We start from the raw sequence: 15,335 nt of genomic DNA, 5'->3' as shown, positions 1-15,335 counted from the left end.
CGCCGCTCCGGGTCCATCCATGTGAGTTTCTTCGCCGCGCCCGCGGCCCGGGACGGCGGAATATCCTCGGCGTAAGCCGACCCCGATCAGATCTGATTTTCGAAATTTGCACAATCCGGGGCACGAATTTGCCAATTCAGCGAATTGCGCCATCCGAGTGAATACGCTACGGATCCATTGCGGCCCGCTCTGCACCGTGGGACAACGGTACTTAATCCAAACCGGTGGGCTGCCCTCCTCTCCGGGGGGCGACGGCAACCGACGATCCATCGTAGAGCTGCCCAGTCGAATTGCAGGCAGCAGCATTGAGATCGCCCTGTCGCAATCAGCGGCCCCTCGGTGAGGAAGCGGTAGCTCGCATCACCTCGTCAAGGGGCATCATGCGAGCTTCCCCTATCACCCAATCCCTCATCGGGTTCTGGCTTCCGGCAGCAGAAGCGGCCGCAGCCCCGCCGGCCGCCAGGACGCCACGCCGCCGCCCCATGAGAGAGCGCTGGTCGACAGGCTCACCGCGACGGACACCGCCGCCGGAAGCGTCCCAGCACTCGCGCCGCTCCGGACTCACTCACTCGTCGGAGTCCACGACAGCGGCGCGGCCGGCCCGGCAGCCGGGAAGCCTCGTGACCGGCCTTCAGGGGTCCGCGACCGGTGTCGTCCGGGGTACTCGTGAACCGGCTCCGCCGGCCGGCGCCGGCCGCATCCCGCAAGCACCTCCGGGCCGGCCGGATCCGCACACCGGCCGACGGGGAATTCTCCGGATTTTCGAGTGATTCCTCGCCACCGCACCAGGAAATAGGGGCGGCCATCTGCCTCCGCACTGCGACCCCTTCCGCTTCGATTACCGATTCAATGATGGAGAGTGTCATGAATCAACGGATGCGAGTAATGCTCAGCGAAGGTCCAGAGGGCACTCCGTTGACCTGGGAAGCGGAATCGCTGAACAACGGCGAAAAGGTCAAGATTCTCAGCGGGAACGGATACGAGCATTTCGAGTTCGCACATCGCTACGTCGAAGTCGATGGAGAAGTGCTGCCCGTCTACCGCTGGTGCTACCGCACTTACATCGCCGAATAGGCCGGGCTCGTAAGCCGCCGGCTCCGGCCGGTTCTCCGCCTCGGCGAACACGGCGGGCCTACGAGTGGGCGCAACCGACTGATCCGGAAGGGATCAAAAATGATGACTCCTCTGTCGCACGCAGGTGTGTCGTGACCTCCGCCGGCGGCCCCCGAGCAGGCTCGCGGGGCAGAGACGCCGTGGTCACCGGTATCGGGTTCTGTCTTCCCGGTCAGGGCGGCCGTCCCGTCCTCACCGCGGACGACCTGTGGAACGTCGCCTCCCGAGGTGCGTCCTGCCTCATGAAGGACGATGTCTACTTCGGCTCCGTGGACCTCTCGGACGCGATGTTCGACGAACGCCTCCCCGGCATCCCGCCGTTCTTCTCCCGGCACTACACCGCGGCGCACCGGTTCGGACTGGTGTCCCTGGTGGAGGCGTGCGCGGACGCCGAGCTGGATCCCCGCTCGGGAGACCTGAGCGACGCGGCGATCCTGGTCGGGCGCGGTGGTGTGGACGCCAACATCGACAGCTATCTCTCCGTGCTGCGGGCCGATCCCGAGACCATTCAGGCGGCGGAGGCGATGGAACTGTTCATCGCCGCCGAACAGGCCGTCACTCCGTCCGATGTCGCGCTGGTCCAGGGAGCGTTGACCTGCTCGAAAGGTCCCAACTTCACGGTGTCGGCCGGCTGCGCGTCGTCCGCCGTGCAGATCGGCATCGCCCGGCGAATGATCGCCTGCGGCGAGGTCGATGTCGCCGTGGTGACCGGCGTCGATGTCTTCAGCGTCAAACTGATCCGCAACATCCAGAATCTGCTGCGGGGCGCGCAGAACACCTACGACGCCATCCGGTCAGACGACATGCCCTCGCTGCTGCCGTCCTTCGACTCGCTGATGCGGCCGTACGATCGTCGTGCCGACTGCATCAACCACGGCGAGGGCTCGGTGACCATCGTCATGGAGAGCCGGGAGCACGCGTCCCGGCGCGGCGCCCACCTGTACGGCCAGGTGCTCAACCAGGCCACCACGAGGGACGGGCTGGCCAATCCGCTGGCCTGTGAGGAGACGGGCAGCGAGCTGGTGGCCGCCGTCCGCCGCTGTCTCGGAGACCGGGTGGGGATCGACCAGGTGCCCTATGTGCACGGCGGCAGCGACGGCAATGTGGTGGTCACCGCCTTCGAGGCGAACGCCGTCACGGAACTGTACGGATCCGGCGCACGCGACCTGCTGATGTCCTCCCAGGAGGGCTGCTTCGGCCACAACGGCGCACCGGCCGGCTGTCTCGGCGTGGCGCTCACGCTGCTCATGATGGAGCACGGCGAGGTGTGTCCCACCGCGAACTGCGAGGAGCCGGCGGACAACCTCACCTTCGACCCCGTTCCCGGTGTGCGCACCCGGCCGCTCGACTTCGACTACGCGCTGAGTTTCAACTATCAGGTCGGCGGGGTGAAGAGCGCGATTCTCCTGGGCAGCCCGGACGTCTGAGCACTGTCTCCACGACTCTCAGCCCACCTCAGCGGCCGCCCTGCTGCCCGTACGGACCGATCCTCGTCCGTACGGGCACCCGTACCTGGGCCTCTCGCTCCTGTGTGTATTCAACCGACAAGGAGAACTCCCATGGGCAAACACAGGAATCCCACCGGCAAGACAACCGCGTCGCTCGCCGTGATCGGCATGGGCTGCAGGCTTCCCGGCGACGTCGACTCTCCGGCCGCACTGTGGCGACTGCTGGCGGAGGGACGAGAAGCGGTAGGGACGCCGCCGCCGGCGCGCGAGGCGCTGTGGGCGCGGGACAGCGAGGCAGTGGCCCCCGGCCGGCGTACGCCGCTCCCGCCGGGCGGATACCTGAGTGACGTGTCGAGTTTCGACGCGGACTTCTTCGGTGTCTCCGGCCGCGAGGCCGATGTCCTCGATCCTCAGCACCGGTTGCTGCTGGAGGTGGCCTGGGAGGCACTGGAACACGCCGGGCTGCCGCCGGACCGGCTGGCCGGCTCCTCGACGGGCGTCTTCACCGGCCTCAGCTACAACGACTACATGGACCGGCTCGCCGGACAGCCGCAGGAGCTGGAGGGCTCGATTCTGACGAACGGGCACTGTGTCGCCGCGGGCCGTATCTCCTATCTGCTGGGGCTGCACGGTCCGGCCGTGGCACTCGACACCGCCTGCTCGTCCTCGCTCGTCGCGTTCCATCTGGCATGCCAGGCGCTGCTCCAGAAGGAATGCGACGTCGCTCTGGCCGCCGGTGTGACACTCATGCTCCGGCCCAGGACGACCCGGTCCTTCGACAGGATGGGAATGCTGTCGCCGACGGGCCGGTGTCACACCTTCGACGCCGCGGCGGACGGCTTCGTCCGCGGCGAGGGCTGTGGCGCCGTCGTCCTCAAGCGTCTGGCCGACGCCGTGGAGGACGGCGACCGTATCCTCGCCGTCGTCCGCGGCTCGGCGGTGAACCAGGACGGCCGGACCGACGGTCTGGCCGCTCCCTCTCCCACCGCTCAGCGGGCCCTGTTCCAACAGGCGCTCGCACGCGCCGGAGTCGACCCGCGCAACCTGGGAATGATCGAGGCGCACGGTACGGGAACCCCGATCGGTGACCCGATCGAGTTCGCCAGCCTGGCGCAGGTGTACGGCACAGGCAACGGCCGGTGCGCTCTCGGGTCCGTCAAGACCAACCTCGGCCATCTCGAACCCGCCGCCGGAATCACCGGACTGATCAAGACCGTCCTCTGTCTCCAGCACGGGCTCATCCCGCCCAATCCGCACTTCACGCGCTGGAACCCGGCGATCGACGCGGAGAAGACCCGCTTCTTCGTGCCCACCGAGCTGACCCGGTGGCCCGTGGAGTCGGCGACACGACTGGCCGCTGTCTCCTCGTTCGGATTCTCCGGCACCAATGCCCATGTGCTCCTGGAACAGGCACCGGTGAGCGGCGGACGCACGGTCGTGCCACGGCCCCGGCAGGCCTCGCCGGCCACCTCCGAGGTGCTCCTCGTGCCGGCCGGATCCCCGGCGGTGCTGCCCGCCTCGGCGCGGCGCCTCGCGGACTGGCTGGAGGGCGAAGGAGCGGACGTACCGCTGCGCGATGTCGCGCATACGCTGGCGCTCCGGCGCAGCGCCGGGCGAGGACGCCTCGGCGTCGTCGCCCGTACCCGGAGCGACACGGTCGACGCCCTGAGGGCGTTCGCGGCGGGCCGGGCACATCCGGCCGTGGTGTCCGGAGCGTCGAGTGTCACCGTCTCCCGGCAGCCGGTGTGGGTGTTCTCGGGCCAGGGCTCGCAGTGGCCCGGCATGGGACGTGGCTTGCTGGAGCGCGAACCGGCGTTCGCGGCGGCGCTGGCGGAAGCCGACACACTGATCTCCGCCGAGGCCGGATTCTCCGTGCTGGAGGTCGTACGGACCGGTGAACCGGTCACCGGATGCGCCAAGGTGCAGCCGGTGCTGTTCGCCCTGCAGATCGCGCTGGCCGCCACCTGGCGCGCCCATGGCGTCGAACCGGCGGGCGTCATCGGCCACTCCATGGGAGAGGTCGCGGCCGCCGTCGTGGCCGGTGCGCTGTCCCTGGAGGACGGCGTCCGTGTCATCTGCCGGCGCTCCGCGCTGCTCACCCGGATCGCCGGTGCCGGTGCCATGGCGACCGTGGGACTGGACCGGAGCGCGGTGGAGGCCGAACTCGCCGCGAGTGACGCCGAGTCCGTCTCGGTGGCGGTGCTGGCCGCGCCTGGCTCCACCGTGGTGGCCGGCGAACCGGCGCAGGTGGCACGGCTCGTCGCCGCCTGGGAGGCGCGCGGTGTCCCGGCACTGCCCGTCGCGGTGGACGTCGCGTCGCACAGTCCGCAGGTGGAGCCGTTGCTGCCGGAACTCCTCGTGGCGCTGGAAGATCTGACGCCACGTCAACCGAAGGTGCCCTTCTACTCGACCGTGCTGTCCGACCCGCATGAGTCGCCGGCCTTCGACGCCGCCTACTGGTGCGCCAATCTGCGCAACCCGGTCCGCTTCTTCCCCGCGGTGGCCGCGGCCGCCGCCGACCGGAACGTCATATACGTCGAGGTGTCCCCGCATCCGGTCGTCACGCACGCCGTCAGCCAGAGCCTGCGCGATCTGGTCGACGAGCCGGTCGTACTGCCGACGCTGCGCCGCGAAGAGGACGAGTCCACCACCTTCCGTACCCAGCTCGCCGCGCTGCACTGCGCGGGAGTGAACGTCGACTGGTCACCGCTGTACGCGGGAGCCGGTCTCGCGGACGTTCCGACCATCGCCTTCGACCGCAAGCGTCACTGGGTGGACCTCGCGCCGCATGCCGCTCCCGAGGAGGAGAGCACCGCGCGCTCGGCCACCGGACTGCCGGGCCGTCACACGGAGGTTCCCGGTGAACGGGTGCGGCACCACTGGCGGGCCGACACCGGCACCGCCGCGCTGCCCTGGCTGAGCGACCACCGAGTGCACGGCACACCGGTACTGCCCGGTGCCGCCTACTACGCCGTCGCGCTGACCACCGCCTGCCAGGTGTTCGAGGCCGCGGCCACCGAAGTGGAGGTCACCGATGTCTCGTTCAAGGAGATGCTGAGGCTGACCGAACACACCGACCTCAGTACAACCGTGACCATGGTCGCTCCGGACCATGCCCTGTGTGAGATCTTCGGGCGCGGTGACGACGGCCAGTGGGTGACACACGCCAGTGCCGTACTGCGCCGCCTCTCCACCTCGCCACGCGCCCGCGCGGCGTCCGTCGCCGCTCTGGCCCACCGGCACCCGATCACCATCGATCCCGCCGGTCTCTACACGAATCTGCGTGGCCGCGGGCTGGAGCACGGTCCGGCATTCGCCGGAATCACGGATCTGCACACCACCCAGAGCGGTGACAGCTACTGGGGCCGCCTCAGGATTCCGCCGTCGGCGCGGACCGGCGAGCACTCCTTGCTGGTCCATCCCGTCGTTGTCGACCTCTGCCTGCAACTCCTGGTCGCGGGAGCGGTCCAGGACGCCGGCCAGGGACTGGTCCTGCCCGTCCGGATGCGGACGGTGCGTGTGCTGGGCGATCCGGCGACCGCCGTGTACTGCCACGCGCGGATCACGGAGACCACGGCCGACAGCGCTGTGGGCCATGTCCGTCTCCTCGACGAAGCGGGCAAGGCGGTGATGGCCGTCGACGGTGTGGAGTTCGCGCGCCGGAGCCCGGAGAAGGACGACAAGGTCGATCAGTGGTTCCTGGAGGCCGGCTGGCACCAGGTCTCCCGACCGCGCAACGCCGAGCGGGTCCCGGCCGGGAAGTGGCTGATCATCGGAGAGGGAGACGGAGACGCCCGGGCGCTGGCCGGCGTCCTGCACAAGGCCGGGGCCAGGGCCGAGGTCTGGGACATGCCACTGAGCGATGAGCGGCTCGAACAGCTCAGCGACTCCGTCGGCGAGTACCTGGCGCCCGGCCAGGATCCGTCACACGCCGTGGTGATGCTGTGCGGCGCCTCCGCCGCGGCCTCGGACGACCCCACCGTGGGCGGGCGGCGGCGAGCCCGGCGCGTGCTCAGTATCGCCCAGGCCATCGCGCACAGCGCCGATCCGCCGCGTCTGTACGCGGTCACGCGCGGCGCCCGCGCCGTGGTGGCCGGCGAGAGCGTGGATCTTGAACAGGGCGCCCTGCGCGGAGTGGTGCGCGTCCTGGCGTTCGAACACCCGGGAATGCGTGCCACGCTGGTGGACACCGAGAGCGGCCGTCCCGGCCTGCGGCACCTGGCCGAGGAACTGCTCACCGGCGGAAGCGAGGACGAGGTCGCCCTGCGCGGTCCCACGCGTCACATCGCACGGCTCGATCACGCTCCACTGGTCCCTTCCGAACAGGTCAGAGCCACCACCCGCACCGTGCGTTACGGAGTGGACGGATTCCGCCTCCGCGCCGGCCGCCTCGGAGACCTGGACAGTCTGGAACTCACCGCGACCGGGCGGCGGACACCGGGACCTGGCGAGGTGGAGCTGCGCGTCCAGGCCGCGGGCGTCAACTTCCGTGATGTCCTCACGACCATGGGCCTGCTGCCCGGTGAGCAGGACGTCCGGTACCGGATCGGCTTCGAGTGCGCGGGAGTGGTGACCGAGGTCGGGTCCGGTGTGGAGGGTCTTCAGGTCGGAGACCAGGTGCTCGCCATCCACCTCGAAGGCGGCGCCTTCGCCTCGTTCGTCACCGTCCCCGCCACCGCCGTCGCCCCGATTCCGGCCGGCATCGATCCTGTCACCGCGGCCGGGCTGCCGACGGCCTTCCTCACCGCCTGGTACGCGCTGCGGCATGTCGGCCGGCTCAGCGCCGGCGAACGCGTCCTGATCCACTCCGCCAGCGGAGGCACCGGACTGGCGGCGGTCGCCGTCGCCAGGCTGCTCGGGGCCGAGGTGCTGGCGACGGCCGGCAGCGAAAAGAAGCGGCAGTATCTGCGCGGCAGCGGAATCAGCCGCGTGATGGACTCCCGTTCGCTGGACTTCGCCGAGCAGACCCGCGCGGCCACCGGCGGCGAAGGCGTCGACGTCGTCCTCAACTCGCTGTCGGGTGCGGCGATTCGCGCGGGACTGGAGACCCTGCGGCCCTTCGGCCGCTTTGTCGAGCTGGGCGTACGCGACATCCTGTCCGACGCGCCCGTGGGACTGGGCCCGTTCCGCCACAACATCACCATGAGCACCGTTGACCTCATCGAGCTTCAGCGGACCCGTCCGGAGGCGTTCGCGGCCATGCTGCGTGAGGTCCTCACCGAGTTCGACGAAGGCCGTCTGAAGCCACTGCTCTGCACCACCTTCCCGCTCTCCGAGGCCACCGAGGCGTTCCGCCTGATGGCCCGCGCGGGACACACCGGCAAGCTGGTCCTGACCGTCCCCGACGACGGGGAAACCACCGCCGTGCTCCCGGACGGGCCGCCTGTCGTGCACGCCGACGGCTCTTATGTCGTCACCGGCGGTCTGCGCGGCCTCGGTCTGGCGACCGCGCGCTGGCTGGCCGAGCAGGGCGCGGGCCGTATCGTCCTCAACGGCCGCACTCCGCCGTCCCTCAGCGCCGCGCGCGAGATCAGGGAGCTGTCCGCACTCGGTACGCGGACCACGGTCGTACTGGGCGACATCGCCAAGGCCGGTACGGCCGAACGGCTCGTGGCCGCCGCGACCGAGGACGGAGCGCCGCTGCGCGGTGTCGTGCACTGCGCCATGGTGCTCGAAGACGCCGCGATCACCAATGTCCGCCACCACCAGCTCAATCGGGTGTGGGCGCCCAAGGTCACGGGCGCCTGGAAACTGCACAACGCCACGGCGGAACACACGCTGGACTGGTTTGTCGTCTTCTCCTCGATGGCCTCGTTGCTGGGCAATCCGGGACAAGGTGTGTACGCCGCCGCCAACTCCTGGCTCGACACCTTCGCCGCGTGGCGGACCGCTGAAGGTCTGCCCACTCTCGCGGTCAACTGGGGCCCGTGGGGCGAGACCGGTGTCGCGACCGATTTCAGCAGCAGGGGCTACCGGACGATCCCGACCGACAAGGGACTGCTGGCGCTGCACGCGCTCCTGGGTCACGGACGCGTCCAGACCGGCGTGATCCCCGGAGAGCCGGACACCTGGATTCTTCCCTCGGGACGGCAGTCGTCCTTCTTCAGTCTCCTCGCACCGGGCGACGAACCCGCCGGTGCGGAGCCGGACGACTCCGGCGACATCCAGGGCCGCCTCAGGGCGCTGGCTCCCGGCATCGCCCGGCGCACCGCGCTGGAGGGCTACCTCGGCGAGCACATCCGCGCGATTCTCCGGCTGGGCAGCACCACCCTTGATCCCGGGACACCGCTCAAGGCGCTGGGTTTCGATTCGCTGCTGTCGACGGAGCTGCGGGTCCGTCTCGAATCCGATCTCGGGGTCAAGCTGCCCGGCAACTTCGTCTGGCAGCATCCGACCCTGTCCGCACTCGCCGCCGGCCTCGCCGACCGCATGGGCCTGGCGCTGGAGGACACCGGCCAGTCGGCCGCGAGCAGGTGACGCTCCGGCCCTGTGAATGATCTTTCCTCGATATGACGGACCGGCTGGCAGAGCCCAGCCGGTCCGTTCGGCGTGTGGAAACTGTTGACAAACCGATGACATGATTGTTACCTGTGACTCGCAAAAAAATAGGCAACTGGCTCAATTTTTTCAGAGTCCGCCTGCAACTACATGGCAGGAGCCCGAGCCGCCTGCTGCAGTCCCACCGCTCTGCTTCAAGACCCCCACGGCCGTCCGTCATCCCCGGTCCGGCCAACCGACAACGCACGTCCCGCCGTCGCGCATCCGCGAGACGGCGATTCCGGCGCGTCAACGGGGCCGGCCGGTCCTGCGGGCCGGCCACTCTCTCGTTCCGACCGAACAGAGGACACCATGAAACGGAAGCAGCTCAGCCGGCGGCTGATGACCGGCATAGTCATGGCCTGCTTAATGGCCGTCGGGCTTTTGCCCATGTCCGCCGCCTCCGCCGCCGACCGCCCCAACCTGGCCCTGAGCAGGCCGGCCTCGGCCAGCGGAGCCGAGGGCAGTCATCCGGCGGTCAATGTCAGCGACGGCAACCAGCAGACGTACTGGGAGGGACCGGCCAACGGGTTCCCCGGGTGGGTTCAGATCGACCTCGGCGGAAGTGTCGGAGTCGACCAGGTGGTACTCAAACTGCCGACCACCTGGGAAGCGCGCACGCAGGCCATCAGCGTGCAGGGCAGCACCGACGGGACCACCTTCAGCACCCTGTCCGCGTCGCAGGGACGGACGTTCAGCCCGAGCACGGCCAACACCGTCACCATCGACTTCACCTCCGCGAGCGTCCGGTACGTACGGCTGAACATCACCGGCAACACGGGCTGGCCCGCCGCGCAGGTCTCCGAGTTCGGGATCTACGGCACGGACGACGGCAACGGCGGTGAGGACGACGGCGGGAACGGTGGTGAGGACGACGGCGCCGATCTGGCTCGCGGCAAGCCGATCGACGCCTCCTCGTCGGTCTTCTCCTTCGTCGCGCCCAACGCCAACGACGGCCAGATCAACACCTACTGGGAGTCCGCCGGACACCCGTCGACACTGACCGCGAAGCTCGGCGCCGACGCCGACATCACCTCCGTCGTGGTCAAGCTCAACCCTGACGCGGCGTGGGCGACCCGGACGCAGAACATCCAGGTCCTCGGCCGCGCGCAGGGCGCCACCGGCTTCACCTCGCTGGCGGCCCGGGCCAACTACACCTTCAACCCGTCGGCGAATCAGAACTCGGTGCGGATCCCGGTCACCGGGCGCGCCTCCGACGTACAGCTCCAGATCTTCAGCAACACCGGTGCGACCGGCGGCCAGGTGGCCGAACTCCAGGTCATCGGAGTCCCGGCGCCCAACCCGGACCTCACCGTCACGGCGCTGTCCTGGACGCCTGCCGCTCCGGTGGAGACCGACACGACCACGGTGAGCGCGACTGTACGCAATGTGGGTACGGCGGCCTCCGGAGCGACCACGGTCAATGTCAGCGTGGGAGGCGCGGTCGCGGGCAGCGCTCCGGTCGGCGCGCTCAACGCGGGAGCCTCGACCACGGTCCAGGTCGCCATCGGCAAGCGGGCGGAGGGCAGCTACCGGGTCACGTCCGTGGTGGACCCGACCGACACCATCGTCGAGCAGGACAACGACAACAACAGCTTCACCGCGACCGGGCAACTGGTCGTCGGCCAGAGCCCCGGTCCCGACCTCCAGGTGCTCAGCATCGACTCCACTCCGCAGAACCCGGCGGTCGGAGCGGCGGTCCAGTTCACCGTGGCGGTGAAGAACCGCGGCACCACCGCGTCCGGCGCCACCACGGTCACCCGCCTGACGGTGGGCGGCACCACCCTCAACACCAACACTCCGTCGATCGCCGCCGGAGCGACCACCAATGTGAGCGTCAACGGCAGTTGGACCGCCACGAACGGCGGTGCCACCCTCGTCGCCACGGCCGACGCCACCAACGTCGTCACCGAGACCAACGAGACCAACAACGCGTTCTCCCGCTCGATCGTGGTCGGACGCGGTGCGGCGGTTCCGTACGTCGAGTACGAGGCCGAGGCCGGCCAGTACCAGGGCACGCTGCTGGAGACCGACGCCGAGCGCACCTTCGGCCACACCAACTTCGCCACCGAGTCCTCCGGCCGTAAGTCGGTACGGCTCAACAGCACCGGCCAGTTCGTCGAGTTCACCTCGACCAACCCGACGAACTCGATCGTGGTGCGCAACTCCATCCCGGACGCGCCGAACGGCGGTGGCACCGAGGCCACCATCAGCCTCTACGCCAATGACACCTTCGTCCGGAAGCTGAACCTCTCGTCGAAACACAGTTGGCTGTACGGCGACACCGACGGCCCCGAGGCACTGACGAACACGCCTCAGGCCGATGCCCGCCGCCTGTTCGACGAGTCGAACGCGCTGCTGTCGACCACCTATCCGGCCGGCACCAAGTTCAAGCTGCAGCGCGACGCGAGCGACACCGCTTCCTTCTACATCATCGACCTGATCGACCTTGAGCAGGTGGCGCCGCCGGCCAGCAAGCCGGCCGAGTGCACGTCGATCACCGCCTACGGTGCCGTGCCCGACGACGGCATCGACGACACGGCCGCCATCCAGCGCGCGGTGACGGACAACCAGACCGATGTCATCGACTGTGTGTGGATCCCTGCGGGACAGTGGCGGCAGGAGAAGAAGATCCTGACCGACGACCCGCTGAACCGTGGTCAGTACAACCAGGTGGGCATCAGCAATGTCACGATCCGCGGCGCCGGAATGTGGCACTCACAGCTCTACACGCTGACCGAGCCGCACCTCGCCGTGGGCAGCATCAACCACCCGCACGAGGGCAACTTCGGCTTCGACATCGACAACAACACCCAGATCTCCGACATCGCCATCTTCGGCTCCGGCCGGATCCGTGGCGGCCCGGACGGCGCCGAGGGCGGCGTGGCCCTGAACGGCCGGTTCGGCAAGAACACCAAGATCGCCAACGTATGGATCGAGCACGCCAACGTCGGTGTCTGGGTCGGTCGTGACTACGACAACATCCCGGAGCTGTGGGGACCGGCCGACGGGCTGGAGTTCACCGGCATGCGCATCCGCGACACGTACGCCGACGGCATCAACTTCACCAACGGCACACGGAACTCGCGGGTGTTCAACTCCTCGTTCCGTACCACCGGCGACGACTCGCTGGCGGTCTGGGCCAACCGCTACGTCAAGGACACGTCCGTCGACGTCGCACACGACAACCAGTTCATCAACAACACCATCCAGCTTCCCTGGCGGGCGACCGGCATCGCGGTGTACGGCGGCTACGGCAACAAGATCGAGAACAACCTGGTCTACGACACCGCGAACTACCCGGGGATCATGCTGGCGACCGACCACGACCCGCTGCCCTTCTCCGGGCAGACGCTGATCGCCAACAACGCCCTCCACCGCACCGGTGGCGCCTTCTGGAACGAGGATCAGGAGTTCGGCGCCATCACACTCTTCGCACAGAGCAGAGACATCCCCGGGGTCACGATCCGCGACACCGAGATCTACGACTCCACCTTCGACGGCATCCAGTTCAAGACAGGTGGCGGCAACGTACCAGGAGTCGTGATCAACAATGTGAAGATCGACAAGTCGAACAACGGCGCCGGCATCCTCGCCATGAGCGGCGCTCGCGGCAGCGCGACGCTGACCAACGTGACGATCACCAACTCGGCCGACGGCGACATCGTCACCCAACCGGGTTCGAGCTTCGTGATCACGGGCGGCGCCACAGCGGCCAGGGAACAGGACCGGCTGCCGGGCGTACGACGGTGAGATCCACACCGTCGTCAGCCAACGCCGCACAGGCATCGCGGAGTTGAAGCTGATCCGGATGTTCTAGGTCCTGTCCGCTGAATCACGGCGGGACAACAGATCGGGCCCGGGAAGAGGCGACTCTCTTCCCGGGCCCGATCACCGCTGTCCGCTCCCGGCACCTCCCGGCCGGGACCCTCATGGAGCGGTGAGTGTGCGTGCCGCCGAGGTCCCTGCTCCACCGACGCCGACGACCGCCTCGCCACCCGCGCCTGAGCCACTCCCCGCGCTGACGGCACCGGTGGTGCGCGCCTTCGCGCGCGTGCCACGCGGTGCCGGGCCGGCGGCCCGTCTGCCACAGGAGGCCGCCGCGCACCAGGCCGTCACGCCTGCCGCTCTCACGGGTCCCTGATCTGCGGCCGGAGGCCGTCCCGCCCAATGAGACACCAATTGGTGTCCATTGACAGTCTCCGACGGCTGCCGCCAAGATGTGCAGCATGTTTACGACGCACCCCGGTGTGGTGTGCCGCTACGTGGATCTGCGGCGCACCTGCAGCGCTCTCTGTCGCTGACCGCCAGCCGCCCACGGCCCGCAGGCGCCTGACCGCTCCAGGCGGCGCCGGCCGCCCGCCGTCCGGCTGAACCGCGCCCGACGCCCCGCGCCTCCACTTCCGCGCTTCGTCGCCTCCTCTTCATCGCCTCCTGGTCCGCCCCCGCGAACCCGTCGACGCCACATGCCCCGAGCGTGGTGTGCCCGACGTGTGCACCGAGGCCCCTTCGGCATACCCACCGACGTACGGGTCGACCGTCCCGCGCGGGCTACGAGTCAGCCCTCGTGTCCCGAACCCGCCGACCTGACACGGCTCGGGACCATCAAGGAAAGAAGAAACAAAGAGATGTCCGGACGACCCACGCCCCGCCGCACCAGACTGGACCTCCGATCCGCCCGACGGACCGGCCGCCCGCGCCTCGCGGCCCTCGGAACCGCGCTCGTCGCCCTGCTCGTCCCCGCGCTCAGCGCCTGCGGCGGCGACGCCTACTCCTCGGCCGGCAGCGCCTCCACACTCAAGTGGACCTCGTCCTACTTCCCGACACACTGGGACCCGGTGGTCGGCGGAAGCGGCGCTCAGTTCCGTGAACTCTCGCTGGTGTACGCCTCGTTGACACGCACCGACGAGAGCGGCAAGGCCGTCCCGGACCTGGCCAGGAGCTGGGAGTACAACGCCAAGGGCGACCAGATCACCTTCCATCTGCGCCCCGATCTGAAGTTCAGCGACGGCGAGCCGGTCGACGGAGCCGCCGTCAAGGCCGCCATCGAGCGCGCCAAGAAGCAGCAGAACTCGGCGCTCTTCGGTGACCTGACCTCGATCAAGTCGGTGGACGCCAGCGGCCTGGACGCGGTCCTCCGTCTCAGCCAGGTCGACTACCAGATCCCGCAGTTGCTCGGCGAGCGCGTCCTGCAGATCGCCAGCCCCAAGGCGGCGGCCGCTCCGGAGAAGCTGGACCAGAACCCGGTCGGCGCCGGGCCGTTCACCGTGACACAGCTCATACCGGGCACCAAGGTGGTCCTCAAGAAGAACCCGGACTACTGGGACGCGAAGAACATCCACATCGACAATGTCGAGCTGACCTCCGCTCCCGACGCCTCCACGGTGGTCTCCGGCCTGCAGACCGGCGTCTACAACTTCGCGGACATCGAACCCAGTCAGGCGGACGCCGCCAAGAAGGCCGGCCTGGACGTCTTCGTACAGCCCGGCTTCAACGCCTCGAACATCAGCCTGAACATCAACAAGGCGCCGTTCGACAACGACAAGGTCGTCGACGCCGTACGCCATGCGATCAACCGTCAGGAGTTCGTCGACAAGCTGACCTTCGGCTACGGCGAGGTGACCGACCAGCCGTTCCCGAAGGGCTACGTCGCCTATGACCCGGAGTCGGAGAACACCTACGCGTACGACCCGGCGAAGTCGAGGAAGCTCCTCGCCGAGGCGGGCCACCAGGCCGGCGACATCAAGCTCGACCTGGTCATCCCCGCGGAGGACCCTCAGGCCGAGATCGTCCAGTCGCAGTTGGCCAAGGTCGGCATCACCGTCCGTATCAAGATCGACAAGAACTGGGCCACGCCGTTCTTCGCGAAGGACCTGACGTTCTCGCTCTACGGCACCACGGGCCGTGACTCCGCGGCGCAGACCCTCACCGCCCACTTCGGCCCCAACGGCCCGCTGAACCTCAGCACGCCCTACGAGCCGGCCGGTTTCGAGGCGGCCATCGCCAAGGTCCGCCAGACCCCGCTGGACGATCCGGACTACGCGGAGGTCCTGCGGGCGGCGACCCGGGCCGGCCTCCAGAGCAAGGCGCTGGTCTTCACGTACTCCTCGCCGAACCTCATCGCCAAGAGCAAGTCGATCTCGAAGCTGCCGGCGAACCCGGCCCACCTCGACTGGACCGGCGTGACCATCTCCGGCGGCAACTGACCTTCGCCCACCACGGAACCGAGAGGAGGCA

At 68.8% G+C, this 15,335-nt stretch carries 5 protein-coding genes; all 5 read left to right on the top strand.

Annotated elements, in window-relative coordinates:
- The first annotated feature begins 864 nt into the window (after positions 1 to 864).
- Positions 865 to 1,074, top strand: a complete 210-nt coding sequence (locus PV679_RS23955) for a DUF5988 family protein (protein WP_319682436.1) — start codon at positions 865 to 867, stop codon at positions 1,072 to 1,074.
- A 179-nt stretch (positions 1,075 to 1,253) separates the two neighbouring features.
- The gene (locus PV679_RS23950; protein ID WP_319682435.1) at positions 1,254 to 2,540 is read left to right on the top strand and encodes a beta-ketoacyl synthase N-terminal-like domain-containing protein; all 1,287 of its coding nucleotides are present in this window, start codon (positions 1,254 to 1,256) and stop codon (positions 2,538 to 2,540) included.
- A 132-nt stretch (positions 2,541 to 2,672) separates the two neighbouring features.
- On the top strand, positions 2,673 to 9,038 hold the full coding sequence (locus PV679_RS23945; protein ID WP_319682434.1) for a type I polyketide synthase: 6,366 nt from the start codon (positions 2,673 to 2,675) through the stop codon (positions 9,036 to 9,038).
- Between the two features lie 372 nt (positions 9,039 to 9,410).
- Positions 9,411 to 12,851, top strand: coding sequence for a CARDB domain-containing protein (locus PV679_RS23940; RefSeq protein WP_319682433.1), 3,441 nt, complete (start codon positions 9,411 to 9,413; stop codon positions 12,849 to 12,851).
- Between the two features lie 875 nt (positions 12,852 to 13,726).
- Positions 13,727 to 15,304 (top strand): ABC transporter substrate-binding protein, encoded by a 1,578-nt coding sequence (locus PV679_RS23935; RefSeq protein WP_319682432.1) that lies wholly within the window; start codon positions 13,727 to 13,729, stop codon positions 15,302 to 15,304.
- Positions 15,305 to 15,335 lie beyond the last annotated feature (31 nt).

This window comes from Streptomyces sp. AK02-01A, assembly GCF_033795305.1.
In the GTDB taxonomy this organism is placed as follows: Bacteria; Actinomycetota; Actinomycetes; order Streptomycetales; family Streptomycetaceae; genus Streptomyces.
The sequence above is the reverse complement of the archived record's forward strand: the minus strand, read 5'-3'. Positions and strand labels throughout refer to the sequence as shown.

Excerpts from the sequence above, each read along its gene's own strand:
- PV679_RS23955 (WP_319682436.1), top strand. The coding sequence starts at position 865 with ATGAATCAACGGATGCGAGTAATGCTCAGCGAAGGTCCAGAGGGCACT.
- PV679_RS23945 (WP_319682434.1), top strand. The coding sequence starts at position 2,673 with ATGGGCAAACACAGGAATCCCACCGGCAAGACAACCGCGTCGCTCGCC.
- PV679_RS23940 (WP_319682433.1), top strand. The coding sequence starts at position 9,411 with ATGAAACGGAAGCAGCTCAGCCGGCGGCTGATGACCGGCATAGTCATG.
- PV679_RS23935 (WP_319682432.1), top strand. The coding sequence starts at position 13,727 with ATGTCCGGACGACCCACGCCCCGCCGCACCAGACTGGACCTCCGATCC.